The 24,702-nt window shown below is 36.3% G+C and carries 24 protein-coding genes; 13 read left to right on the top strand and 11 right to left on the bottom strand.

Annotated features, from left to right (window positions below; all coding sequences use genetic code 11):
* Positions 1-135: 135 nt before the first annotated feature.
* On the bottom strand, positions 136-1,287 hold the full coding sequence (locus R4Z09_RS30755) for an alanine--glyoxylate aminotransferase family protein (RefSeq protein ID WP_338450399.1): 1,152 nt from the start codon (positions 1,285-1,287) through the stop codon (positions 136-138).
* Between the two features lie 392 nt (positions 1,288-1,679).
* Here R4Z09_RS30755 and R4Z09_RS30750 point away from each other — a divergent pair, with 392 nt between their 5' ends.
* Complete coding sequence (locus R4Z09_RS30750) at positions 1,680-2,768, top strand: acyltransferase family protein (RefSeq protein ID WP_338450398.1); 1,089 nt, start codon at positions 1,680-1,682, stop codon at positions 2,766-2,768.
* Between the two features lie 91 nt (positions 2,769-2,859).
* Here the strand turns inward: R4Z09_RS30750 and R4Z09_RS30745 are convergent, their stop codons facing one another.
* Both R4Z09_RS30745 and R4Z09_RS30740 read right to left on the bottom strand, forming a co-directional pair.
* A complete protein-coding gene (locus R4Z09_RS30745) occupies positions 2,860-3,324 on the bottom strand; it encodes a phage tail protein (protein ID WP_338450397.1) in 465 nt (154 codons plus the stop codon).
* A gap of 12 nt (positions 3,325-3,336) precedes the next feature.
* A complete protein-coding gene (locus R4Z09_RS30740) occupies positions 3,337-3,816 on the bottom strand; it encodes a GyrI-like domain-containing protein (protein ID WP_338450396.1) in 480 nt (159 codons plus the stop codon).
* A gap of 116 nt (positions 3,817-3,932) precedes the next feature.
* Between R4Z09_RS30740 and R4Z09_RS30735 the strand changes: the two genes are divergently transcribed.
* Positions 3,933-4,892 carry a helix-turn-helix transcriptional regulator gene (locus R4Z09_RS30735; RefSeq protein WP_338450395.1) on the top strand — a complete coding sequence of 320 codons (960 nt, stop codon included), beginning with the start codon at positions 3,933-3,935 and terminating at the stop codon, positions 4,890-4,892.
* Between the two features lie 100 nt (positions 4,893-4,992).
* Here R4Z09_RS30735 and mprF read toward each other — a convergent pair whose 3' ends face one another.
* Positions 4,993-7,539, bottom strand: coding sequence for a bifunctional lysylphosphatidylglycerol flippase/synthetase MprF (gene mprF / locus R4Z09_RS30730; RefSeq protein ID WP_338450394.1), 2,547 nt, complete (start codon positions 7,537-7,539; stop codon positions 4,993-4,995).
* A gap of 252 nt (positions 7,540-7,791) precedes the next feature.
* Here mprF and R4Z09_RS30725 point away from each other — a divergent pair, with 252 nt between their 5' ends.
* A complete protein-coding gene (locus R4Z09_RS30725) occupies positions 7,792-8,436 on the top strand; it encodes a VTT domain-containing protein (RefSeq protein WP_338450393.1) in 645 nt (214 codons plus the stop codon).
* Between the two features lie 129 nt (positions 8,437-8,565).
* Here R4Z09_RS30725 and R4Z09_RS30720 read toward each other — a convergent pair whose 3' ends face one another.
* On the bottom strand, positions 8,566-9,018 hold the full coding sequence (locus tag R4Z09_RS30720) for a staygreen family protein (RefSeq protein WP_338450392.1): 453 nt from the start codon (positions 9,016-9,018) through the stop codon (positions 8,566-8,568).
* 141 nt (positions 9,019-9,159) lie between these two features.
* On the opposite strand from R4Z09_RS30720, the gene R4Z09_RS30715 reads away from it, so the two are divergent.
* The 3 genes from R4Z09_RS30715 (at position 9,160) to deoD (ending at position 12,041) form a co-directional block, all read left to right on the top strand.
* A complete protein-coding gene (locus R4Z09_RS30715; protein WP_338450391.1) occupies positions 9,160-10,008 on the top strand; it encodes an MBL fold metallo-hydrolase in 849 nt (282 codons plus the stop codon).
* Between the two features lie 86 nt (positions 10,009-10,094).
* Positions 10,095-11,279 (top strand): MFS transporter, encoded by a 1,185-nt coding sequence (locus R4Z09_RS30710; protein ID WP_338450390.1) that lies wholly within the window; start codon positions 10,095-10,097, stop codon positions 11,277-11,279.
* Positions 11,280-11,336: 57 nt separating this feature from the next.
* Positions 11,337-12,041, top strand: a complete 705-nt coding sequence (gene deoD, locus R4Z09_RS30705; RefSeq protein WP_338450389.1) for a purine-nucleoside phosphorylase — start codon at positions 11,337-11,339, stop codon at positions 12,039-12,041.
* 84 nt (positions 12,042-12,125) lie between these two features.
* Here deoD and R4Z09_RS30700 read toward each other — a convergent pair whose 3' ends face one another.
* Positions 12,126-12,890: a TrmB family transcriptional regulator gene (locus R4Z09_RS30700; protein ID WP_338450388.1), complete on the bottom strand. Its 765-nt coding sequence runs from the start codon at positions 12,888-12,890 to the stop codon at positions 12,126-12,128.
* A gap of 330 nt (positions 12,891-13,220) precedes the next feature.
* On the opposite strand from R4Z09_RS30700, the gene R4Z09_RS30695 reads away from it, so the two are divergent.
* From R4Z09_RS30695 to R4Z09_RS30665, 7 genes are all read left to right on the top strand, one after another.
* Complete coding sequence (locus R4Z09_RS30695; RefSeq protein WP_338450387.1) at positions 13,221-14,522, top strand: pyrimidine-nucleoside phosphorylase; 1,302 nt, start codon at positions 13,221-13,223, stop codon at positions 14,520-14,522.
* An 18-nt stretch (positions 14,523-14,540) separates the two neighbouring features.
* On the top strand, positions 14,541-15,215 hold the full coding sequence (gene deoC / locus R4Z09_RS30690) for a deoxyribose-phosphate aldolase (RefSeq protein WP_338450386.1): 675 nt from the start codon (positions 14,541-14,543) through the stop codon (positions 15,213-15,215).
* A 46-nt stretch (positions 15,216-15,261) separates the two neighbouring features.
* Positions 15,262-15,678: a cytidine deaminase gene (locus R4Z09_RS30685; RefSeq protein ID WP_422392237.1), complete on the top strand. Its 417-nt coding sequence runs from the start codon at positions 15,262-15,264 to the stop codon at positions 15,676-15,678.
* Positions 15,679-15,752: 74 nt separating this feature from the next.
* The gene (locus R4Z09_RS30680; protein WP_338450384.1) at positions 15,753-16,934 is read left to right on the top strand and encodes a NupC/NupG family nucleoside CNT transporter; all 1,182 of its coding nucleotides are present in this window, start codon (positions 15,753-15,755) and stop codon (positions 16,932-16,934) included.
* Between the two features lie 96 nt (positions 16,935-17,030).
* Positions 17,031-17,657 carry an AmiS/UreI family transporter gene (locus R4Z09_RS30675; RefSeq protein WP_338453409.1) on the top strand — a complete coding sequence of 209 codons (627 nt, stop codon included), beginning with the start codon at positions 17,031-17,033 and terminating at the stop codon, positions 17,655-17,657.
* A 44-nt stretch (positions 17,658-17,701) separates the two neighbouring features.
* A complete protein-coding gene (deoB, locus tag R4Z09_RS30670) occupies positions 17,702-18,895 on the top strand; it encodes a phosphopentomutase (protein ID WP_338450383.1) in 1,194 nt (397 codons plus the stop codon).
* A gap of 28 nt (positions 18,896-18,923) precedes the next feature.
* Entirely contained in the window at positions 18,924-19,592 is a 669-nt protein-coding gene (locus R4Z09_RS30665) for an SDR family NAD(P)-dependent oxidoreductase (RefSeq protein ID WP_338450382.1), read from the top strand.
* A gap of 167 nt (positions 19,593-19,759) precedes the next feature.
* Here R4Z09_RS30665 and R4Z09_RS30660 read toward each other — a convergent pair whose 3' ends face one another.
* From R4Z09_RS30660 to R4Z09_RS30640, 5 genes are all read right to left on the bottom strand, one after another.
* Entirely contained in the window at positions 19,760-20,482 is a 723-nt protein-coding gene (locus R4Z09_RS30660; protein ID WP_338450381.1) for an S-layer homology domain-containing protein, read from the bottom strand.
* A gap of 17 nt (positions 20,483-20,499) precedes the next feature.
* Positions 20,500-21,153, bottom strand: coding sequence for an Ig-like domain-containing protein (locus R4Z09_RS30655; protein WP_338450380.1), 654 nt, complete (start codon positions 21,151-21,153; stop codon positions 20,500-20,502).
* A complete protein-coding gene (locus R4Z09_RS30650) occupies positions 21,153-22,241 on the bottom strand; it encodes a hypothetical protein (RefSeq protein WP_338450379.1) in 1,089 nt (362 codons plus the stop codon). Before R4Z09_RS30650 ends, R4Z09_RS30655 begins: the two co-directional genes overlap by 1 nt.
* 251 nt (positions 22,242-22,492) lie before the next feature.
* Entirely contained in the window at positions 22,493-23,056 is a 564-nt protein-coding gene (gene ahpC / locus R4Z09_RS30645) for an alkyl hydroperoxide reductase subunit C (protein WP_338450378.1), read from the bottom strand.
* 639 nt (positions 23,057-23,695) lie between these two features.
* The gene (locus tag R4Z09_RS30640) at positions 23,696-24,328 is read right to left on the bottom strand and encodes a hypothetical protein (protein WP_338450377.1); all 633 of its coding nucleotides are present in this window, start codon (positions 24,326-24,328) and stop codon (positions 23,696-23,698) included.
* Positions 24,329-24,702: the final 374 nt, after the last annotated feature.

Below are 24,702 nucleotides of genomic sequence, written 5' to 3'. Positions count from 1 at the left end.
GGTAAATTTTAGTACCTGTGCTCTATTTACATTTAATAAATGTTGCAAGATTTTTTTAAAAACCTCTAATTATTAACTAAACCCACTCCTTAAAGAAGAGTGGGTTCTTTGACGGTCATTACCAAAAACTATTTCTTAATTTTCTGCTCTATAGGTATCTAGGAATAGTTGTCCAAGATTACCCTTTCCTTTGAAACCTAAATCCCGTAGGCCATTATCGATCACTGTTAATACAGATAGAATTTTTTCAATGAAGGCATTTTCACCCATATGACCAATACGTAAGATAACATCTTCATATTGTGCCAAAGAAGTAGCGATGAATAGATTGTATGTTTCTTGAATGTGTTGTTGTAATCGTAATGCGCCTATTTCTGCTGGAATGATGATGGCAGTTACTGTATTGGAGCATCCTGATTCTAAGAATAATGTTAGTCCATATTCTTGAATGGATTTTCTTACTGCGCTCGCAATTCTCGCATGTCGCTCATAAACTGCCAATTGTCCTTCTTTTAAAATATTATCCAAGGCAACATCTAAAGCTTCAATATTGCCAGCGGGCATCGTATAAGGCAAGGTGCCTTTTTCAATATATCCCTTGAAAATTTGTAGGTTTGCATAATATGAAGCAATAGGTGTTATACGGTTATCCATCGCCTTTTTAGCGTCCTCACTAATGGAAACGATAGCTAAGCCAACAGGTGCTGAGATAGCCTTTTGAGTACCTCCACAGCAAATATCGATTTGATTTTGGTCGACATCGATTGGTTCACCAACCATACCGGCAACTGAATCAACCACCGTTAGAATGCCATATTCTTTTAGTAAGGGAGAGAGTTGGCTAACATCATTTAAGATGGACGTTGGTGTATCACAATGAACAAATGTAGCATATTTGAAGTCATGATCTTTTTCTAAATAGTTCCGTAATTCTTCAACAGGTATGTCTTTATGATAGTCAAAACTTAAGACAACAGGTTCTCCTCCATACATTCTGACAAAATCTTGAAAACCTTCACCGTATATCCCGTTATCAAGTACAAGGACTCGGTCACCAGGTTCAGTTAAGCTAGCACAGGCAGCTTCTAAAGCTAGAATTCCTTCTCCGGCAAGCAACAGTACTTCATTTGTAGTACCCATGACCCGGCCCATCTTTTGGCATACCTCATGGTAATAGTGGATGAATTCTTTATCAAAATCAGTGTTATTTGTTTTTTTAGCTAACGCCAGGCGTACATTCTCACGTACGTCCGTTGGTCCTGGGGCATAGCTTGGTTTAAATCTCATATAAATCGTTCCTTTTCAATCAGTGTATTTTATTGGGTAACATTAGCAAATAATTTATTATCTTATTATTTCTATTTGAGAATATTATAGTGATAAAAAAATGCATTAGATTTATTTTTCTTATTATACATTATTTGTTATATTCAGACGAGATTATATAAAAGAAGATTGCAAATGTAGGAGAATATCAATTACAAGAGGATCATTTAGATGCTGTACGGTGAACCTGATCATAAGTAAATGAGGTTAATGTTCGAAACCCCGATAATCGCCCCGTTTTACATGTTTCACATGTTTCTAAGTATAGTGTATTAAGTCATTCTGATTACCGTTTATTTAAAAGTCTAGAACCGAGAGTCTATAGTTTAAATATAGTGCTACACTGTTGATAAATGTTTTTAAACGGCGGTGAAAGAATGAACTCGAATGGTAGACTGCAGGAAATTGACATTGTAAGAGGTATCACTATATTTTTAGTTGTACTAGGCCATGCAGGAATTTCTAACAGCCTATTAGCAGAAGTCTTAGGCAATTTTAGGATGCCTTTATTCTTCATGGTTTCCGGATATTTGTTTAGTACTTCTAAATATCTTGAAAATCCTAAAAAGCTTGTAAGAGAAAAGTTACGAGTTTTATTAATACCTTATATTTCTTTATGTCTGATGCCTGCAGTCATTTGGTATGTGGTATTAATTTTACAAAAACGGGATATAGAATGGGGAAAACCATTCATAGGAATGCTTTATGGGAATGGAAAGTGGATCGTTGGAAATCCACCCGTATGGTTTCTAACTTGTTTAATTTGCACTTTTGTTATTTTTAGGGTGGTTCTGAAATTTACAAAAAAATATTCTCCGTTTATTAGGTTGATTATTTTCAGTTTAATTGGGATTGTTGGATTTGGGGTCAGCAAAGTGGTTTGGTTGCCTTTTAGTCTTGATATTGCCTTAGTAGCCATATTGTTTATGTTTGTTGGCAATCAATTAAAAGAAAAACGTATTTTATATCACCATAAAGCTATGATTATTGCTTCGACTATTTCGTTATTTATGTTTATGGCAGCCTTATATTTTAATATCCAGCCAAATATGAATTATCGAATATACGGAAACTTATTTTGGTTTTATATCGGTGGAATATCGGGAAGTTTCTTGATTTTGTTTATTTCTAAATATCTGTTAACAAAAAGCAAAATTGTTTATTCCATATTCTCCTACATGGGGAGAGAATCTATTATTATTTTAGGTTTTCATGCCATTCTGGTTTTATATTTTGCTGAGCTATCAAATACTGTCACAGAGGTAAATACTTTAGGGTATTCCTTATTAATTACTATTATTGCTATAGGATTTTCACTTTCTGTAGGAATGGTTATAGATCGAATACAAATTTTATCATTTTTATTTAAGGGTAAAAAGATAAAAGCAAAAAGATACCGTCACAGTGCCCCCTCAAAAAATCATGTTTCACAAAACGGTTGATCCAATACGGAGAGCTTTATTATAAATGAGGTTTTTACGAACAAACAGCACCTTCTATATGATGGAAAGGTGCTGTTTGTTTTACGGGCTTCTAATATTCTCCTTTAATAACAAAAAATGAGCCCCGAATGGTTCCAGCTAGTTTAGACTTCTGCCTGGCAAACTTGAACTTCCCTTCTAATTCCTTTGGTACCTCCATCTCCTCAGAAAGCTTAAAACCAACAGCCCGCTTCTTAGGGTCATCAACCGTATACATGACGTTGACCTCAAGCCCATCCTCATAAAAGACATAGGCCATTTTAATATTTTCCACTTGAAAATGCGATGTTTCTAAAGGCTTCGCCACAAATTCAATATCACGTTCTTCCTTTAAAATTCGGTTCACATAATCAAGGGTCTCCCTGCTTTCGCTAGCCGGGACAACCGTAAATTCATGCTTATATTTGTTCATATGGTAACGGGCTTCATTAGCACGTAAACCAGCGAGCGCTTCTGCTACAGGTGAAGACTCTAAACCAATGGTAGACACATTTATAAAATCAACGATATAGGACATTTCCTTCCTCCTTTATTTCCTAACAACTGGAATCCACATTTCACCATATACTAAGCCGTTTTGCTGCACCATCTCAACCGTTGCATTTGGCCCGCCAACATACGCAAAGTTTTTTGCTTCTGGTAAAGCTTGGCCAAAGGCTATGCTAGTAAGCTTGATATTCAACTCATCAGACGTCTTTTCTTTCCCTTTAACAACTAAGTATTCCCCTTTAGGAAATTGGATAACTCTAGATTCCTCTGGGATCGATGCTCCTGTCATTACGCCAGCATAATGCATCATCTTGTTATTCACTGCTTCGTTCACGGCAAAAATATAGTCGTTTGTGGCAATAGCCTTTAATGTATCAAGCCTTCCATCTTGTTTGACAGCACGCCAAAAGTCCGCCTTTTCCTTATTTATGCCTGCATAGTCTGTGTAATCGCTCTTTAGCTCGATTCCAATACCTAAAACGATAAAGCTGTCTTTCTCTTCTATGTTGTAATTTGCCATATGCAAAACCTTCTTTCTTTTTTAATTTAAATAAAATCAAATGATTGTTTTTTCATTTGATGAGTTTATAATAGCCTTAAATCGTTTCAAAATATGACACTGTTTAGGGGGCACCAATGAAAAAAGTTGAACGGATTAATACTATTATGCGGTATATCAACAACCGCGCCCACTTTACAATTTCTGAAATCATGCAAGAATTTAATATCTCCCGTTCGACTGCTATCAGAGATATCAGAGAGATTGAAGCCATGGGGATGCCGCTTGTTGCTGAAGTTGGAAGAGATGGGGGGTATATTGTTATGAACAACTCTGTTCTTCCCTCTGTTCGCTTTACCGATAATGAGATTAAAGCTCTTTTTATTGCCTTTATGGCCACAAGAAATCAACAACTCCCTTATCTAAAGAGTCGTCAGTCTTTAGCTGAAAAATTACTAGGTCTCATTTCAGAGAACCAGCAAGATGACCTTGTTCTTTTAAATCGAATCTTGCTTTTTGAAGGGACCAACCCCTATAATCCCGACCTACTAGATTTGTCGGACTTACCCGATCCTATGTTAGAAAAACTTATCCAAATCCTTCTTTTGGATAGCTATTTATTAATTACTATCAAGGAGGAGAGGATAACAAAATCGTATCCAATTTATCTCTTGCATCTTTATCATGAAAAAGGCGTTTGGCTGATCGAAGGCTTTGACTTAAACGAGGAAAGGAGGAGAGCTTTTCCAGTCTCTATTCTCATCGAAGTCAAACCATATCATGGAAAAAAAGGAATTAGCGAGAAGGAAATATTTGAAAGACTAAGGGAGGAAGGAGTAATTAACCTTGTTCTTGAACTGGGTCCAAAGGCGATTGCCCAGTTTAAAAAATATCATCCTTTTAAAGCTTCCATTTCCTATACGAATCCTTACCAAACTACAGCCATTCTAAAGTCCTTTATCGATGTTAATAATCCCGAGGAATTGACTGAAATAACAAATTGGATTCTTTTTCTAGGTGGGGATATTAAGGTAATAGAACTACCTGAAAAAGTCTTAGAAGGTATACAAGAGAGATTATCCTTATTTTGTCCATAAGTGGGCATATTAAGCCAAAATACCATTATTGAAAATACGGTATTTTGGGCTTAATAGTTTGTTTGTTGTTCCATTTCTGAATGATTAGAGGTGCATTGTCTTAATTTTTCTTAATCTTTTTTCCTTTTCCAATCAAAATAGTTACTTGTGCCATTGTGATGGGCAATGAGGACTTCTTCCTGTAGGCAAGGTATTTGGGTATCCATGTAACATTATATTTTTCCTTGAATTTTCTTAAGCCTTGAAAGTGATAGAAAACCTGTCCATGTAAATAAATTTGGGCAGCTACCTTTTCACTAAAAAATGAATATTTGGACAGCCCAACATTGGAAAGTGGGGCCATTCCTAAATTAAATTGGTTATATCCCTTTTCTTTAGCCCATTCAAATAACGAAAGAAATATAAAGTCCATTGTTCCTGAGGGAGAACTAGGTATGAAGCGCATTAAGTCCACGGAAATTGTTTGATTATTATCATAAACAGGCATTAGACTGGCAAAGCCAATAATATCCTCATTTATGTTTTTCAAAATGGCTATTTCAGATCTATTAAGATAAGCCTCATCGAAAAAGCCGAGTGAAAATCCCTTTTCCCTTCTACCTGCAAGCCACTCATTTGATACTGTTTTAAGCTTTTGAAGTAAATCATCACCTAATGGAGGTTTAATGATTTCAAAAATAAAATTTTCCCGCTCAAATTTATTCTTGTTGGCCCTCATTACCTTCATCTTTTTACCAGAGAGAGAGAAATTCTCTAAATCGACAAATGCCTCCTCCCCAAGTTTAAAAAAGTCGAAACCATTTTCGTGAAGAATTGGAAGCATGTCATTACTACTCTCATAAAAAATAGGCGTATATCCATATAAATCAGAAATGGTTAGGAATTCCTCAATAGCATGTGGAAACTCTGATTTCTCCCCAGTAAGGTCGCCAAGCACCACAATTTTGTCCGCATATTTTTGAAATGGAAATAAAACATTGTCTTTGCTATTCCAGAAAACATACTTATCATGCAAAAAGATTAAATGTGTTAGTACATTTCCTTTATATTTATTGATGTGTTCGTAAATTTTTCCCTCCTGATTTTTTGATGTATCCATTGGCCATTTTTGAGATTTTCCTACAAAATTACCAATGCAATAAATAAAGATGGCTATTATCAGCCCGATGAAAGCACTATAAAACAAGTCATGGTAATCAGTAATGATATATGGCAAAAACTTTGTTGGAATACTGAATTTCGATGTAGGCAAATTAAAATACCCAATCAATAGATACATAAGTGTAATGATGAGAATGATGAAAATATCAAAGATCATCTTCCCCCAAGTCAATACATAGCCTTCACGATAGAATCGAGCTTTGGATAATCGAAGCAACAAAGCGACTACGAGTAAAAAGATGGCTTCTTCATAGTCAAATCCTTTGGAAAGAGAAAATAAAGCAGCAAAGGATAGGGCTACAATTGTGAGATAATAAGCTCGTTTTACTTTGTATTGAATGCCCCTTGATAATCCAAGAAGAGTAAAGCCAGTTGCAACGGAAAGTTGATGAGATAAACTCATTATAGTGAGAGAAAAAATGTCTTCAGCAATTTTTAACCTTTCAATAATACCTGGCAAAGCGGCAGAAAGAAGCAAAATTAACCCGGAAATAAATATCAAAATGGTCAACATCCAATGGCTGATATGTTGTACAAATACATTTGGCAAATTACCCCAAGTGTTATTCCACTTTTCCCAATAGGCTTTAATAAAAAGGAAAGCTCCTACAAGAAATGGAATAATGAAATAGCCTATGCGATATAGCAGAAGAAGCACAACCACTTTCTCATCCTGAATACCTAAATAATCTACTCCCCATATAAAAACGAGGTCAAAGGATCCTAGGCCTCCTGGGATTAAGCTTACAATTCCAGCACATGCAGCAACGGTAAAAATAGCAAATAAATCTCCAAAAGGAATTGAGATACTCAAAACAGATTTTAAAAGCCAAAAAACGAATAAAACAGCTGACCATTCCAGGACAGAAACGAAAATAAGCAAAAATTTGACTTTTATTGTGATAGATGGATCAGGATTCTTTTTGTCTCTCCATAAAGTAATGATCATCAAAGTAGGGAGGTACAATGCAACGCCAATAACAGTCAAATAAAGCCATTTAGTATGTACTAACAGGGGAATATTTCTATATCCTACTATGGTAATCCAGGAAAGTAAGGAAATACCCGTAAGGAGAAATAAAGAAACAACAGCAATGGTTCTTAATAAATGCCCTTTCCCAAACTCATCTTTTTGATAGAAATACGTTCTAAGCATTACTCCGATAATGCCACCGAAACCAATCAAATTTGAAAAGGAATTGACGATTAGTGCTTGCTTAATAAATTGCCTTTTTGGTATCTTAATTCCCAATATTTTTATGATAACTGCATCATAAAAAAACATTGGAAAAATGGATCCAATGGTAATTAGTAGGACAAAGACTAATGTTGCTATCGGTATTTGACGGATTTCATGTTGGAGCAATTGAATGTTGAGGTCCATTGCAAATTTATTTATTTCAATTGTTGCAAGAACTAATAATATTAGAGGAAAAATGATTTTCAAAAATTGAACTGTTTTTTCTTTTAAATAAGGTTTACTCAATTTGGATATCCTTCCTGTTATCGTTTTGATTATTTAGATAATTTTGATTAAAACTCCTAAAGCATGTTTAAATGAATCGTACTTTTCAATTTTTTTTTTGTCAATACAAAGTAATATCGAAACAGTTGTTTTATAATTATCTACATATTCAGAGTGTCCCAAGATTCCCTGAATTTTATAATAGTATGGAGAGGATTACTATATTACTCAACGGATTCGCTAATAAGAAAACTATGAAAGAGGGGTAAAACCTTGACAATAATTCAAACTATCATTGATTTCATCCTACATATTGATGAACATCTAGTTGAAATCATCAAAAACTTTGGTGGGTGGTCGTATGGAATCGTATTTTTAATTGTATTTGTGGAAACGGGACTTGTGATTTTTCCTTTCTTACCGGGTGATTCTTTACTGTTTGCTAGTGGTGCTCTTGCAGCGATGGGGGCATTTAACATTGTTTTTCTATTCATTATCTTTCTTTTGGCAGCGGTATTCGGCGATACTGTAAATTATCATATCGGTAGGAAAGTTGGGACTACCATCTCACATGGAAGTTTTATGGGGAGAGTGATTAACCAAGATAAAATGATGAAAGCTGAGGCTTTCTTTAATAAGCATGGAGGGAAAACAATTTTAATCGCCCGTTTTATGCCATTTATTCGCACGTTCGTTCCTTTTATTGCAGGGGCAAGCCGAATGAATTACCGTTATTTCTTGATTTATAATGTGGTTGGTGCAGCATTTTGGGTAGGCATCTGTACGATTTTAGGTTATTTTTTTGGCAATATTCCAATTGTCAAAGACAACTTTTCAACGGTTCTCTTAGCGATTATCTTCATTTCCGTGCTGCCAGCCATTATCGGTATGATTCAGGGGCAATTGAAGAAAGCATGATTCTCCAAATTTTAATAAAACTATTAGCCCCAAATAAATATTTATTTGGGGTAAATTTTTTGTTTTGTTACGGTGAACCGTATACATAAGGGCTCCACCGTATGTGAATGAACTTGAACGGGATACTATTTAGGTGAAAATACTTTGAAAGGTCCCCCAAGATTCCTGCCTTGCAAACTGAGGAAAGGCCGACATAAAGTTAACAATAATGGGGGCTTGAGCCAAATGAGGAAATGTATTAAAAAGAAGCTTATCGGCGTATTTTATAGCAGTTAATGCAAGCGGTAATTCACGTCTAAATATTTCATTGCGTTTTGCTGCTGCAGTTTGGTGATATTGCCCTTGGTCTATATGTAAATACACACAATAATATAAGGGGATTTCCTTTATTTTCCATCCGCCTAATACCTCGTCTCTCGTAGGATTGATTTTATCCCAGGCATAATGACTCCCAATTGTTAAAAATAAATCTCCGGTTAAATCAGAGTGAGTTAGTGTGTAACGCCTTGGAATAATAGGTTCTGTAGCAGTAACACCGACCATATATTCCACAAATAGTTTTTCTGGTTTGAAATGGCCCAAGTAATCAACCCCATTTGGATTTTTTCGTTATACCGATGGCTGCTTCTGTAAATATATGTATTTAACTTAAATATATTTACTTTTTGTGTAAACAATCGCTATTCGACTTAAAATATTATTAGTGAAAGGAGGCAGTCCTTTATGCACTTGATTAACAAAATTGGTAAAAGTTTTTGGTATATCACTCCAATATCGGTTACCGACCGGCCCATTCTAGGGATGGTGGTGGGCAATACCAAGACATTAATGATTGATGCTGGCAATTCGGAAGACCATGCAAATTACTTTCTGAAAGAACTTTTAAAAAGGGAGGTCCCCAATCCTGATATGGTTGTTCTTACTCATTGGCATTGGGATCATATCTTTGGTCTTTCAGCATTACCTGATACCGTTTCTATTGCTTCCAAAGAAACAAAAAAGGAAATAGAGAAGCTAATCCCGCTTTCTTGGTCAGATGAGGCATTAGATGCACGAGTGAAAGAAGGATCAGAAATTGAATTTTGTTCGAATGCCATTAAGGAGGAATTCAAGAATCATCGAGATATCACGATTGTTTTGCCAGATTTAACTTTTGAAAAACGAGTGGAAATTGACCTTGGCGGGGTAACCTGCATTTTACAACATGTTGGAGGGGATCACGCTGCAGATTCAGTAATTGTGTATATCGTAGAAGAAAAGATTCTTTTTCTTGGTGACTGCATTTACCCTGATATTTTTTCTGAAAAGGAAAACTATACAATCAAGGAAACATTACGGCTATTGGATGCATTAGAATCATTTGATGCAGATACATATATACCTTCGCATCAAAAGCCGATTTCAAAAGAGGAATTTAATCAGGAAGCACTCAAACTTAGAACGATTGCGAAATATACAGATATTTGCGATGGTGATGAACAGAAAATACTTAAGGAATATGAAAAGTACGTAAAAAGAGAACTTACAGAAGACGAAAAAGAAACGATTGCCGACTTTGTAAATGGCTATTAAATTATCCCTGTGTTAATAGGGGTAATTTTTTTTAGCTTGCAATTAATAAGTATAAGAGGTTACTATGTTGGTAGTAACTATATTTAATGGGAAGGGTGGGTTGCTTGAATTATAAGGTTTATCTATTATCAATTGTTTCATTTGTAGTCGGGATGGCAGAGTTGATTGTTGGTGGAATTTTGGACATTGTTTCGGAAGGTCTTGGGGTGTCTGTTAGTAAGGCTGGGGAACTAATTACCATTTATTCTCTTGTTTTTGCACTTGCCTCCCCAGTATTGTTAACGCTGACTGCCAAGGTTGAAAGGAAAAAGTTATTTCTCTGGTCTTTATTGATCTTTTTTGGTGGGAATCTCTTGGCCTTTTTCAGTCCAAATTTCTCCATTCTTTTTATTACAAGGATAATCTCAGCAGCCACAGGATCTCTTTTAGTTGTTTTATCTATAACCATATCATCAACTATTGTGAAGGAAGAATACCGTGCAAGGGCCATTGGGATTATCATGATGGGTGTTAGCGGATCATTAGTAATTGGCGTACCGTTGGGCCTTGTAATTGGACAACATTTCGGCTGGCGCTCGCCGTTTTTGCTCATTGCTATTCTCTCTCTAGTCTCCATGATTGGAATTATGTTGTTTTTTAAAAAAATGGAGCCAAAACCTGTCATTTCTTTAAAACGGCAATTTGAGACATTAAAGAAGCCGAAGATTTTATCGGCACAACTGACGTCTCTCCTGTTTTTAACTGGGCATTTAACTTTATATGCTTACCTCACACCTTTTTTGCAAACAGCCCTGCACTTAAATTCAACATGGGTAAGCATTTTTTATTTTATCTTTGGTATTGCTGCTGTTTTTGGCGGCGGGGTTGGCGGATTTATGGCAGACAAATGGGGTTCTCAAAAGAGCATATTGGTGATAGTCTCAGTCTTTTGCCTTGTTCTATTTATCCTGCCAAAGTTCACCTTTTCAACCATCCTTTTTGTCATTGTGATGATGGTTTGGAGCATGTTAAGCTGGGCCATTACACCCGCGCAGCAAAATTACTTAATTGAAACAACTCCAGAGACTGCTGATATACAGCAAAGCTTGAATAATTCAGCTATGCATTTAGGGATTGCTGGAGGTTCTGTCATTGGAGGTTTGGTCATTAATCAGTATTCTGTTCTCTATAATGCATCCATCGGAGGGATTTTTGTCCTTCTCGCGTTAATTAGCGCTGTTTTTTCCATAACACGGACACAAACAGCTACGAAAGAGGTTCATGAACTATAAACAAGGAGGTGAACAGGATTTATAAAAGGACATCTGCCTTTTATAAATCTTGGTTAAATGAGTATTCATATTAATGCTAAACAGGGAGAAATTGCTGAAAGTATTTTATTGCCAGGAGATCCCTTACGAGCGAAGTATATTGCTGAGACATTTTTAGAGGGCGTATCCTGCTATAATGAAGTACGAGGAATGCTGGGATTTACAGGTTCATATAAAGGAAAAAGGGTATCTGTTCAAGGAACAGGAATGGGTCTTCCCTCCATTTCTATCTATGTGAATGAACTGATTCGCGAATATGGAGTGAAAAATTTAATTCGGGTTGGTTCTTGTGGTGCCATTCAAAAAGATATGCATGTACGAGATGTGGTCCTTGCTATGGCAGCTTCGACTGATTCAAATATCAATCGTTTGACGTTTTCAGGGATTGATTATGCACCTTGTGCCAATTTTAATCTGCTGCATAATGCCTATCAAATAGGAACTGAGCGGGGTATTAATATCAAGGCAGGAAATGTATTATCTGCAGATGTTTTCTACCGAGACAATATGGATATTGTGAAAAAATTAGGTGATTATGGCGTCTTGGCAGTAGAGATGGAAACGACAGCGTTGTACACATTAGCTGCGAAGTATGGCGCACAGGCTTTATCCATTCTAACGGTAAGCGATCATATCTTTACCGGTGAGGATACGACGGCCGAGGAACGTCAGACAACCTTTGATGACATGGTCGTTATTGCGCTTGAAACATTAATTAAATAACAAAAAAGGCAGGGATATTCCCTGCCTTTTCTAGTATAAAGGAAAAAAGTCCATTCATCGCGAATACTAACTGTATACGCCTTCCTAATAGCGCAGACGCAGCAAAAGATGTTTGACTTCTTCGTCTTCCATAAGCTGATCCTCATATTTTTTAGCAATCTTCGTCAGCGCCACATCATGATAGAAAAACTCTACGAAAAATTTAACAAATGGCTTTGACTTTGTAACCATGGCCTGCCATGCGTCATTTTCTACACCGGCAAATAAAATGGTCTCCTCATCAACAATGATGAGGCGGTTTTTCTCCAATGATCGATGTTCTTCAATGGCTGATAATCTATAGTAGTTGGACAATGGGATTTCTTCATCCGTCTCTCCAACGAAAAGAGCTTCTACTTTTACACCGGCCTGTTCCTTCTCAATTAACAATGGCAAATAATCGGGAAGCTCGTCTGTCCAAAGCGATATTTGAATGGATTGTTGTGCTTCTTGTAAAAGCTGTTTAAATTGCAGCTTGATGGAGGAATCAACCTTTAAACTCCATACACGGTCATCCGTGACGGTTCTTTTAGAAGATTTGCTTTCTAATTGTTTGATTTGAGCCTGAAACTCCTTTGTCAGCTTTTCAATGACAAGATGTAAGGGCAAAGCAGTATAGAGCTTCTTTTTCTCGGAAACAGAATCCAAGACCATCCCTTTTTCAATCATTCGTGAAATAACTTCATATACTTTAGCCTTTGGAACGCCGGAATGTTTGACAATTAATGTTGCATCCAGTGGTTCATTACTGGAGGACAAAACCTCGTATACTTTACTTTCATATTGTGAAAATCCAAATTTTTGCAGCATGGCCCCAACCTCTTTTACAATCTAAAAATAACCAAATTATTTACAATATATCATAGGTGATGAAGATTGTTTTGTAAAATAATACTTTTTGTTAATGATAAATAGTGACTTAAGGCTGTCAAAAAGTGTTCATTTCTTTTTTAGAAAAAAATATTTACTAATTAGGTTACTACTGTTATAGTAATCATTGTGGTTGATGAATAAATCACTTTCATCTGTTAAATCTAAAAAGATGATTGAAAAAATTTTCATTGAAAATGAAAACGTTCGCACTCTGGATATATTCCAGTAAAATCCGAATACTTTCATCAGTTGTTAGGAGGAAATCATATGAGAATGGTTGACTTGATTGAAAAAAAACGTGATGGTTTTGAATTAACGAAAGAAGAAATCCAATTTTTAATAAATGGTTTTACAAATGGAGAAATTCCAGACTATCAAATGTCGGCATTTTCCATGGCTGTTTTTTTCAAAGGAATGACAAAAGAGGAACGCGTCTATTTAACAGAAGCAATGGTTCAATCTGGTGATCAAATCGATCTATCTGGAATTGAAGGAATAAAAGTAGATAAACATAGTACTGGCGGGGTTGGTGATACAACTACACTTGTATTAGCACCGCTTGTTGCTTCAGTCGGTGTTCCGGTTGCCAAAATGTCAGGAAGAGGATTGGGACACACTGGTGGTACAATTGATAAATTGGAATCGATAAAAGGATTTCATGTAGAAATCACGAACGAGGAATTTATCGATTTAGTTAATAAGAATAAAGTCGCTGTTATCGGTCAAAGCGGCAACCTAACGCCAGCCGATAAAAAGTTATATGCATTAAGGGATGTTACAGCAACAGTCGATTCCATTCCTCTTATTGCAAGCTCCATTATGAGTAAGAAAATCGCTGCAGGAGCTGATGCCATTGTTCTTGACGTCAAAACAGGCAGCGGAGCGTTTATGAAGAGCCTTGATGATGCAAAGGAATTAGCTAGGACAATGGTTGATATCGGTAATGGTGTTGGCCGTAAAACAAAGGCAATCATTTCAGACATGAGCCAGCCGCTTGGATTTGCAGTCGGAAATGCTCTTGAAGTGAAAGAAGCCATTGATACGCTGAAAGGCCAAGGACCTGAAGATTTACATGAACTTTGTTTGACGCTTGGAAGTCATATGGTCGTATCGGCAGAAAAAGCAACAGACTTCCAGCAAGCCCGTGAAATGCTGGAGGAGTCGATTCGGAATGGCAAAGCATTAGAAAGCTTTAAAACCTTCCTTGCAGCCCAAGGTGGGGATGCATCAGTTGTTGATGATCCTGCTAAGCTTCCAACAGCTTCATATACTATCGCTGTTCCTGCTAAACAGTCTGGTCATGTTGCTGAAATTACCGCTGAAACAGTGGGAGTTGCTGCGATGATACTAGGAGCGGGACGAGCTACGAAGGAATCTGTTATCGATTTAGCAGTAGGTGTTGTGCTGCATAAAAAAGTCGGAGATCCTGTTCAAGCAGGGGAGGCTTTAGTGACCATTCATAGTAACAAGGAAGATGTTCAAGAGGTAATGGACAAAATCTACTCTGCTTATCGTATAGTCGATGAAAATGTGGCAAAACCTACACTGATTTATACTGAAATTCATTAATTGAAAAGGGATGGAAGCATGACAAAAAATATAGCAAGATTGATTGATCATACTTTATTAAAAGCAAATGCGACAAAGGCTGAAATTATGAAACTGCTTGAAGAAGCAAAACAATATCAATTTGCATCAGTTTGTATTAACCCTACTTGGGTAAAAACAGCAGCAGAGTTTCTTCACGATACGCCGGAAGTAAAGGTCTGCACGGTTATTGGATTTCCACTTGGGGCAACAACACCAGAAGTAAAAGCATTTGAGACAAAAAATGCGATTGAAAATGGTGCAACAGAGGTGGATATGGTCATTAATATCGGCGCCTTAAAGGACCAAGACTATGATGCAGTTGAAGCGGATATTAAAGCGGTTGTCGATGCAGCGAAAGGGAAAGCACTTACGAAGGTGATTATTGAAACCTGTCTTTTGACAGATGAAGAAAAAGTTAAAGCCTGCGAATTATCGGTTAAGGCCGGGGCTGATTTTGTTAAAACATCTACTGGTTTTTCCACTGGCGGAGCGACAGTAGAAGATGTTGCTCTAATGAGAAAAACAGTCGGACCTGAAATCGGCGTTAAAGCTTCTGGCGGCGTTAGAAGTGCAGAAGATGCAGAAGCAGTTATCAAAGCGGGTGCCACCCGGATTGGTGCAAGTTCCGGTGTGAAGATTGTAAATGGTGAAATTTCAACATCCTCGTATTAACTAAAAGTAAAAGGCTGGTCTAATGGCCAGCCTAGATACTCAAATAATGAAGAACAGGAAGGATGACGAAATAATGGATATTCAATCATTACTTGATCAAGCGATAGAGGCTCGAAAAAAGGCTTATACTCCCTATTCAAACTTTCAAGTCGGTGCAGCCGTATTGACAAAAGGTAAGCAAGTCTATCTTGGATGTAATATTGAAAATGCCTCCTATGGATTGACCAACTGTGCAGAGAGAACGGCTATTTTTAAAGCGGTTTCTGAAGGTGAAAAGGGTATTGAAGCTATTGTAGTAGTGGGTGATACAGAAGGTCCTATTGCCCCTTGTGGTGCCTGCCGTCAAGTATTGGCTGAGTTTTGCGACAAGGACACAAAGATTATTTTGGCTAATTTAAATGGGTCTAAGGTTGAGACGACGATTGATGAATTACTGCCCGGTGCTTTTTCTTTAAAGAATTAACAAAGTAAATGATTTTACTTATGGTGGAAACGAATATATCAACTTAAGATTAAACACCATCTGGAGGACTAACGATGAAATACATCATTGCGATTATCGGTTTACTTGTTGTTTTTGTGTTAGCTTATGTGGCAAGTAATAATCGAAAAAACATCAAATTAAAGCCGATTATTCTTATGGTTATTATTCAAATTATATTATCTGCCTTATTATTAAACACTTCGCTCGGTTTAAGTGTAATTAAAGTATTTGCTGGTGTTTTCGGCAAGCTATTAGAATATGCAGGTGAAGGGGTATCCTTTGTGTTTGGCGGCATTGCCAATGAGGGACAAGCCCCGTTCTTCCTTAATGTATTATTGCCGATTGTATTTATATCCGTTCTAATTGGAATTCTTCAGTATGTAAAAGTATTACCATTGGTTATGAAGGCGATTGGGATATTACTTAGTAAAGTAAACGGCATGGGGAAATTAGAATCATACAATGCAGTGGCATCAGCCATGATTGGTCAATCTGAAGTGTTTATTACGGTGAAAAAACAGTTAGGCCTATTGCCTGCAAATCGCTTATATACTCTTTGTGCATCAGCCATGTCAACGGTATCAATGTCGATTGTTGGTGCGTATATGACAATGATTGAGCCAAGATATGTGGTGACAGCACTTGTCTTAAACCTATTTGGTGGATTTATTATCGCCTCAATTATCAATCCATATACAGTTAAGCCGGAAGAGGATATTTTAGATATACAGGAAGTAGAAAAACAAAGCTTCTTTGAAATGTTAGGGGAATATATCCTTGATGGTTTTAAAGTAGCGGTCATTGTTGGGGCTATGTTAATTGGATTTGTTGCCTTGATTGCTGCAATTAATAACATTTTTGAGTTAATACTCGGTATTTCATTCCAAGAAATATTGGGATATATTTTTGCACCTTTTGCCTTTATTATGGGTATTCCTTTCTCAGAGGCAGTCAAAGCGGGTGGTATTATGGCCACAAAGCTTGTTACTAATGAGTTTGTCGCGATGATGGATTTGGCAGCGATGGCAGAGTCATTTAGCCCGCGTACATTAGGGATAATTTCTGTTTTCCTTGTCTCTTTTGCCAACTTCTCCTCTATCGGTATTATTGCAGGAGCCGTAAAAAGCTTGAATGAAAAAAAGGGAAATGTTGTTGCGAAATTTGGTTTAAAGCTTTTATATGGTGCAACATTAGTAAGTGTGTTATCGGCTGTAATAGTAAGTATAGTATTATAAATGGTAGGAAAAGCATTTTTTCATCTTTATCTTAAAGGTGAAAAACTGCTTTTCCCTATTTTAAGGAGGGGAAAGGTTTTTTCACAATCTATTGATATGAGCTTCGTTGGATTATTTCTTTCAGGTGCCGTGTTGTTTCTTAATAGTTTGTTGATTGCTGGAAAAGCAGAAGCAAAAAGTGTAGGTATACTTAACCTTTTTGTAGGAATCATTCAAATCATTATTCCGTTTTATTTAATCATATCTTCTAGTCAAGATCATTGGGAACTATATAATTATGCCTCGATTTTTTTATTTGGGCTGACTTTTTTATATTTTGGTGCGACTGCATTAATGGGGCTTGATGGAAAAGGGCTCGGCTGGTTTTGTTTATGGGTAGCGATTATAGCAGTTGTCTATACGGTTACAGCTATCGTCCAGTTCCATGACGGGATTAGTGCATTAACATGGGGAATGTGGGCGTTTCTCTGGTTATTATTCTTCTTGTCTAATTCACTGCAAATGAACGTCGACCGCTATCTTAGCATGGTTGCTTTTGTACAATCTTGGGTGACATTAACAATCCCATCTATCTTATACTTTTTTGGGGTGTGGAATACACCCATTGTCAACCAAATCTGGTTTTTCGTTTTAATCAACTCCATTATTTATTTTGATGTAAGCCTATTTAGACTAAGGTTATCATTTATGATGCCGCTAATAGAAAAACGTGAAGTGCAATAATACGGAGTAATTTCTTTTTTTAAAAATATAAGGAGGAAATAGGGATGGAAACTAATATATTTAAACGAATTTTTTTAATTGTTATGGATTCAGTCGGTATAGGGGAAGCTCCTGATGCGGAGGCGTTTGGTGATAAAGGTGCCAACACACTTGGACATATTGCTGAAAGGATGAATGGGCTTCATATGCCGAATATGGCCAAACTCGGCCTAAGCAATATTGAGCAGCTAAAAGGCATAGAAAAGGCAGAAAAACCATTGGCTGTTTTCACAAAAATGGAGGAGGCATCTTCCGGAAAAGATACAATGACGGGCCATTGGGAGTTGATGGGCTTAAATATTCAAACTCCATTCCAGGTTTTCCCGAATGGTTTTCCTGACGATCTTATTCATGAATTAGAAACACGAACCGGCAGAAAAATCATCGGCAATATTCCTGCCAGCGGGACGGCTATTCTTGATGAACTTGGAGAAGAACATATGAAAACAAGGGCGTTAATCGTTTACACTTCTGCTGACTCCGTGCTTCAAATTGCAGCCCATGAGGAAATTGTTCCTCTTGATGAGCTATATAAAATTTGTAAAATTGCCCGTGAGCTGACACTTGATGAAAAGTATATGGTAGGGCGTGTGATTGCCAGACCTTTTATAGGTCAGCCAAGGGAGTTTAAGCGTACTTCAAATCGCCATGATTATGCATTAAAACCATTTGGGCGGACTGTGATGAATGAGTTAAAAGATTCAGGACTTGATGTGATTGCAATTGGCAAAATTTCAGATATTTATGATGGTGAAGGTGTTACAAAGTCACTAAGAACGGTTTCAAATCAAGATGGAATGGATAAACTTATGGACACATTATCGATGGACTTTACCGGGTTGAGCTTTTTAAATCTAGTTGATTTTGATGCTTTATACGGCCACCGCCGCGATCCAATCGGCTATGGAAAAGCCCTTGAAGAGTTTGATGTGAGACTATCTGAGGTGTTTGCAAACTTGCAGGAAGATGATTTACTAATGATTACAGCGGACCATGGAAATGATCCTGTTCATCCGGGGACTGACCATACAAGGGAATATGTTCCGCTGCTTGTCTATTCTAAGAAAATGAAGGAAGGTATGGAACTGCCGGTACGACAAACCTTTGCTGATGTAGGTGCTACTGTTGCAGACAATTTTCATGTGAACATGCCCTATTATGGAACAAGCTTTTTAAAGGATTTGAAAGCAGCATTCTAATCATTTTAATTGTATGAGGGTGTAAAGTTTGAAAACAATTCTTATTACAGGAGCTGGCACGGGGCTGGGAAAAGAGCTGGCCCTTGCTTATGCTCAAAAGGGAAATCATATCATTCTAGTTGGGAGAAAACAATCCAAACTAAATGAAGTAAGACGAATGATAGAAAAGACTAATGGAAGTGCTGTAACAGCACCCTGTGATATTACAGATGCTAATATGGTCAAACAGCGGCTATCTCATTTGAATGAAACAGAAAAGATTGACCAAGTGATAAATAATGCAGGCGTAGGCTATTTCGGTCCCTTACAGGAAATTTCGGCTGAACAGGTCAGCCGTATGATCGATACAAATGTAAAGGGAACGATTTATGTAACAAAGGCAATATTGCCGGTCTTTTTAGAACGGAACTCCGGAAAAATCATGAACATCATTTCAACAGCAGGATTACGCGGAAAAGTCCATGAAACCGCCTATTGTGCAAGTAAATTTGCTATTCGAGGGTTTACTGAGGCATTAGTTAAAGAGTTAGAGAATACATCCATTACTGTTTCTGGTGTATATATGGGTGGCATGGATACCCCTTTTTGGGATAAAAATAACCATGTGGCTGACCGTTCAAGATTAAAATCAGCAAAAGAAGTTGCACTGGAAATTTTAGCGAGAGAAAATGAATTAGAAGTGATTATTGAGCGGTAGATAGACTTATTAATATAAGAAAAAGCCGTCGGTTATCCCCGACGGTTTTTTTTTGAAATTGGCTGTATTAAAGCACGATGTTTTATATTTTTGTAATAGGTTGATTGAAGTGTCGGGAAACGGAGATTAAAACACCGTTTTTATCAGAGTTTGAAATTAATAGATAATTAATTGATACCTATTACTTCGAAGTTTTCACTGTTTTCATTTGACTCTTCATCCTTATTTCCTTGCTCTTCATCTTTTTCATGGTCCTCTTTAACCTGATCTAATTCATCCACCACATTCATATTTTTTAAGACGCGGGCCATGAAGACAGAAAACTCTGCTCTTGTGATCGTTTGGTTAGGTTTAAAGCTGTTATCCTGATATCCAGTTGTAATGTTATTTGCTGCAAGTGCTTGGATATCCTGATAAGCCCAATGTTTAGAGTCTATATCTGTAAAGGAAATATTTGCTCTCTTTTCCTCTAATGGAAAGGCACGGTTGATGATGGCAGCCATTTCAGCTCTTGTTAATGTATTGTCAGGGTAGAAGTAACCACTGTTACCTTTAAAAATGCCTTCATCGATAACCGTTGCAATGGTATTATATCCGAATGATTTTTTTGTAACATCCTTAAGGTTAGGATTAGGGCGGTTAGCAGTTTCTATATCTAATGCTCTGACAATCATAGTAGCTGCATCTACTCGTTTTATTGTATCATTAGGTCCAAAGTTTCCATTGGTGTATCCATTAATGATTTTTTTCCCTGACAAATATTCAATATCATCTTTTGCCCAATAATTGTTTGATATATCATCAAATGTTGTTTTTGCAGTAACTGTATATCCGAAAATCAAGTTGCTTACAAAGGAAACTGCTAGGATTAATAGACCAACTTTCTTCATTACATGACCTCCGGGCTTTAATTCACTTTAAAATTCTTTGAAAATACTTTTTTTCCGTTAATATCATAGGCTTCTATTTTTACATTATCGCCGGAATCTAATCCGGTAATGCCAAGACTAAAAGTATTGTTCCCCTCATAATGCATATCTTTGTAGTTTGCTGTAACCCGGTTAACTGAATCATCACTAGTGGCTGTTACCAGGCTGGCGAAGGCTGTAGATGTAATTTTTACATTACTAATCGCTTCATTTATAGTATCTGGATTTTCATTTCCTGTACTATCGTCTAAGATAAAAGGTAGGATAATCTTCTTGGAGATTTTTTCCCCTTTAGCTGATGTCACATCTTTTGAAATATTTAATCTGTATGTTTTATTTTCTTGATAAACATCTTTTGGAGTGACAATAATTGACTTTTTATCACTAGAAACAGTGACATCCGTAAAAAACAAGCGATAATTTTCATCTTCAACATAAACAGAGGCATTTTTTACAGATGATTCCTTCAAAGGCTGACTAAAGGAAATGGTCCAAACCTTTTTATTCTCATTTATTATTTTTGTATTCCAAACATCTTCTTCATCAGTGGCACCTAGGGCTGTATTTGACATAATAAGGAGCAATACGAAGGCCAGTAAGATGGTTACTATACCCCATTTTCGTTTATACATTAGTTCTGCACCACCTGTACTTTTATTTCATTCATTCGATTTTCATTTAGTAATTTTTGCAAATCCGTTGGTTTTTTCATTAAATCGTAAAGAGAATACGTTTTGTTTGCAGTGCTAAACCGATCCTTTTGCTTAATAGTAGTGGTCGGAGACTGTTCATACGGAACTTTAATAATTCTTTTATCTAAAATATTATCATCAGCGTCGTAAATAACCACTTCAAAGTCAAATCCACTCGTGTCAGGTAAGCGGGTAAAACCAAAATCATAAACATGGATACCGCTAATTGATGGTGAGTTGAGATAGTCTATTGTCTTTGCCGCTTGTAAAGGGACGCCATTTTTTTTAGGTGTGACTTCAATACGTTTAATAATACTTGGAGAAGGGCCATGATTCACTTTAACATCAATATTTGTAACTGATTCTGTTGTACTGCCTTGAACAAGGTCTTGTCGTTTATGAATAATTTCCATTTCCTCTACATATCGTTTTGGTGCCGTTACCTTTATTTTTCTCGGAGTATAATCTTGAATAATCGTATTAATTTTTCTATTGCCTGACATTAAATCCTCAAAAGTTAAAAATCCTGTTTCGAAGGTGTATTCTAGTGCAGTTGATAGTGAAGGTAGAACCTGATTGGATAGATTATTTATACCATTTGCGCCATCTTTTAATATGAAATGATTATTAATTTTAAGTTGATACTCTTTATTCATGTCCAATGGTGAATTAGGTTGAACGATTAATCTATTTTGATTGATAGGATCAATTTCTAAGTCTATGGCAACCCGAACTGGAATTCCTGTAGTAATGTCGTTTAAAACAATTTCGGAATTGGCGTTGTTATAGGCAATGGGTGAATTAGGATAATTGCTATTATAAACACCACTAAGGCCTTTATTCCATTCAATCGGGTTATCAAATTCCAAAACAATTGGTGAATTTATGTATAAATAATCTGTTTCTGGATCATTCACAATTTCTGCCTTTGAGTAAATTGGAAATATTATATTACTTATTAATGGAAAAACTACTAATATGGCAATTATCTTAAAAAGTAAATTAGATTTACTTTGAACGATATCCATTTTATTCCCCTCCTGTATAATATTTAATTAATGGTATTATATTCCTATAATAAAAATATAACATTATTAAACTTTATTCACAATACAGCAAATAATATAGTCAATTTATCATTAATAATTTGGAATCATATATAGAAAATATGAACTAAACATAAAAAAAATAAGACCAGCAAATTCTGATCTTATTTTTGTGGAACACCTATATAAAAGGCAGCTGGGGAATGCCCCTGGCTGCCTTTATCAATGATTTATTAGATTTTACCTACAAGGTCAAGGCTTGGCTTAAGTGTTTCAGAGCCTTCTTGCCATTTTGCTGGGCAAACTTCACCAGGATTATTGCGGACATATTGTGCTGCTTTAATTTTATTAATTAGTGTGCTTGCATCACGGCCAATGCCATCTGCATTGATTTCAAGTGCTTGAATGATACCATCTGGATCGATGATAAATGTACCGCGGTCAGCAACGCCTTCTTCTTCAATTAACACATCGAAGTTGCGGGAGATTTGATGTGAAGGATCTCCGATCATTGTATATGTGATTTTGCCGATAGCATCTGATGTATCATGCCATGCTTTATGAGTGTAATGACTGTCAGTTGAAACAGAATATACTTCAACACCTAGTTCTTTGAGTGCTGGATATTGAGCTTGTAAGTCTTCTAACTCTGTAGGACATACGAATGTGAAGTCTGCTGGATAAAAGCAAACAATGCTCCATTGGCCTTTAAGGTTTTCTTCTGTTACATCGACAAACTCCCCGTTACGATAAGCAGAAGCTTTGAATGGTTGTACTTCTTTTCCGATTAGAGACATAATATATTTCCTCCTAGTATATGTGATATGAGAATGATTGTAGTTTTGATTAGAATAATTCTAATACAATAATTATTATCATATATAATCTGTCGAGTGTCAATAAATAAATTAAAATAATTTTAAATAAGTAATTATTATTATGGATTTCATTAAAGTGAAAAGCACTTTCCGAGGCTTAATGGAGGTTTATTTGGTGCCTATGACTGGAGGAGGTATCGCTTCTATCAAGGTTTTGACTATACAAAGAATTTCTATTCTTGGTTTTCAAATAGCACACGTATATAAATAGGTAATAGCTTATTACAACGCAGTTGATAAACAAGTATGCTCAGCCTGATTGCGCGATTCTCATTTGTCTTTAGTCTTTGCGGCACACTGGCAGAATCAGGCGTATTAGAAGCACTTATTGCGTTTTCGCTCATAAAATGAAAGGCACCGGAAAGCTTGTCTTTGTAATAATCATTGTGAGTTATGAATTTTCTTCTCTATCATGTTTCTCTTTCTATTGAATAATGGGGTTAAAGTGATCAAGCATGAAAATTTTAATGACAAAGAAAACCTCGTCCATTTTTCTACTATAGGAGATCAGATTAATAGTGTGATGGATACAATCTAAGCTGATGAGAATGTTTATGTTTAATAGACGAGTTTTTCTATCATATGAATGTCATCCTTAGCCGACTTGGATTTCGGATTAAGGATTAATTTTAGCCATATTTTTGAGATCGTCCGATTGCGTTCTTTTTTACTATCTACAATGAACGTAATCGGCTTATTTTTTAATGCGGTGCTTTGGATCAGGAGATTAGCGCTCTCTAACAAAGATGGAATAGTTACTTTCTGATCAGGGCTAAATAGTTTAATTACTTCAACATGTTGGTCAAAGGAAAGCGGATCTCGATCTTTTATCCTCATATCTACGATTGTGCCGCGTTGAATTTGATTTAAGTAACTTTGATCAATTACGTGGATTGGCAGGTTTTTTTCTACGACTTTGAGTGAGAAGCTTCCATTTTGCTTTTTAATCTTTAAGCTTAGACGTTTCACATAATTACAGGCAATGATTCCCCACTCTGTGAATAATGCAAGTAATAGACTAGCAACCGGAATAAGGATAACAGGCTTCAATACAAAATCAACCGGGTTAAAGCTAATACCCCAAATATAAACGTTAAGATAGTTAAGTACGGCGAAAGGAATCATCATACTTGAAATAAGAAAAAGAATAACCGATTCCAATTGAAGGCCTTTGCTAGAATTGTTGATCATTTCTACCAGCTCCTCTTTAATTTTTCCTAATTGTAACATGGAGGCAATGCTTTTATGAGAAAAACCGTTAATCAAATTCCTTCATTCATAGATAAGAATCTGCATTAAATTTTTATTAAAAGAATACATTTTGTCTAAGAATGAATAGTCGTAGCGAATAACAACAATTCAAGGGGAGCGATTAATTAAGCTGCTTAAAAAATGTAGATAGATAGCGTTTTGTGGTCGTTTTAGCATACGGGTGTGGATTTTAGAGGGATTTTAGTAAGTGGGTTCGAGAAATGTCTAATTGGGGAGGTTGGAGAAAAAGGGAAGCAAAAGTTAATCACTTTTCTCACGTTTTGTCCTTTAGATAATTTATGAAGGACAATAAA

It is taken from the genome of Niallia oryzisoli (assembly GCF_036670025.1).
GTDB lineage: Bacteria > Bacillota > Bacilli > Bacillales > Cytobacillaceae > Bacillus_BD > Bacillus_BD oryzisoli.
This window is presented reverse-complemented; position numbering and strand designations above follow the sequence as displayed.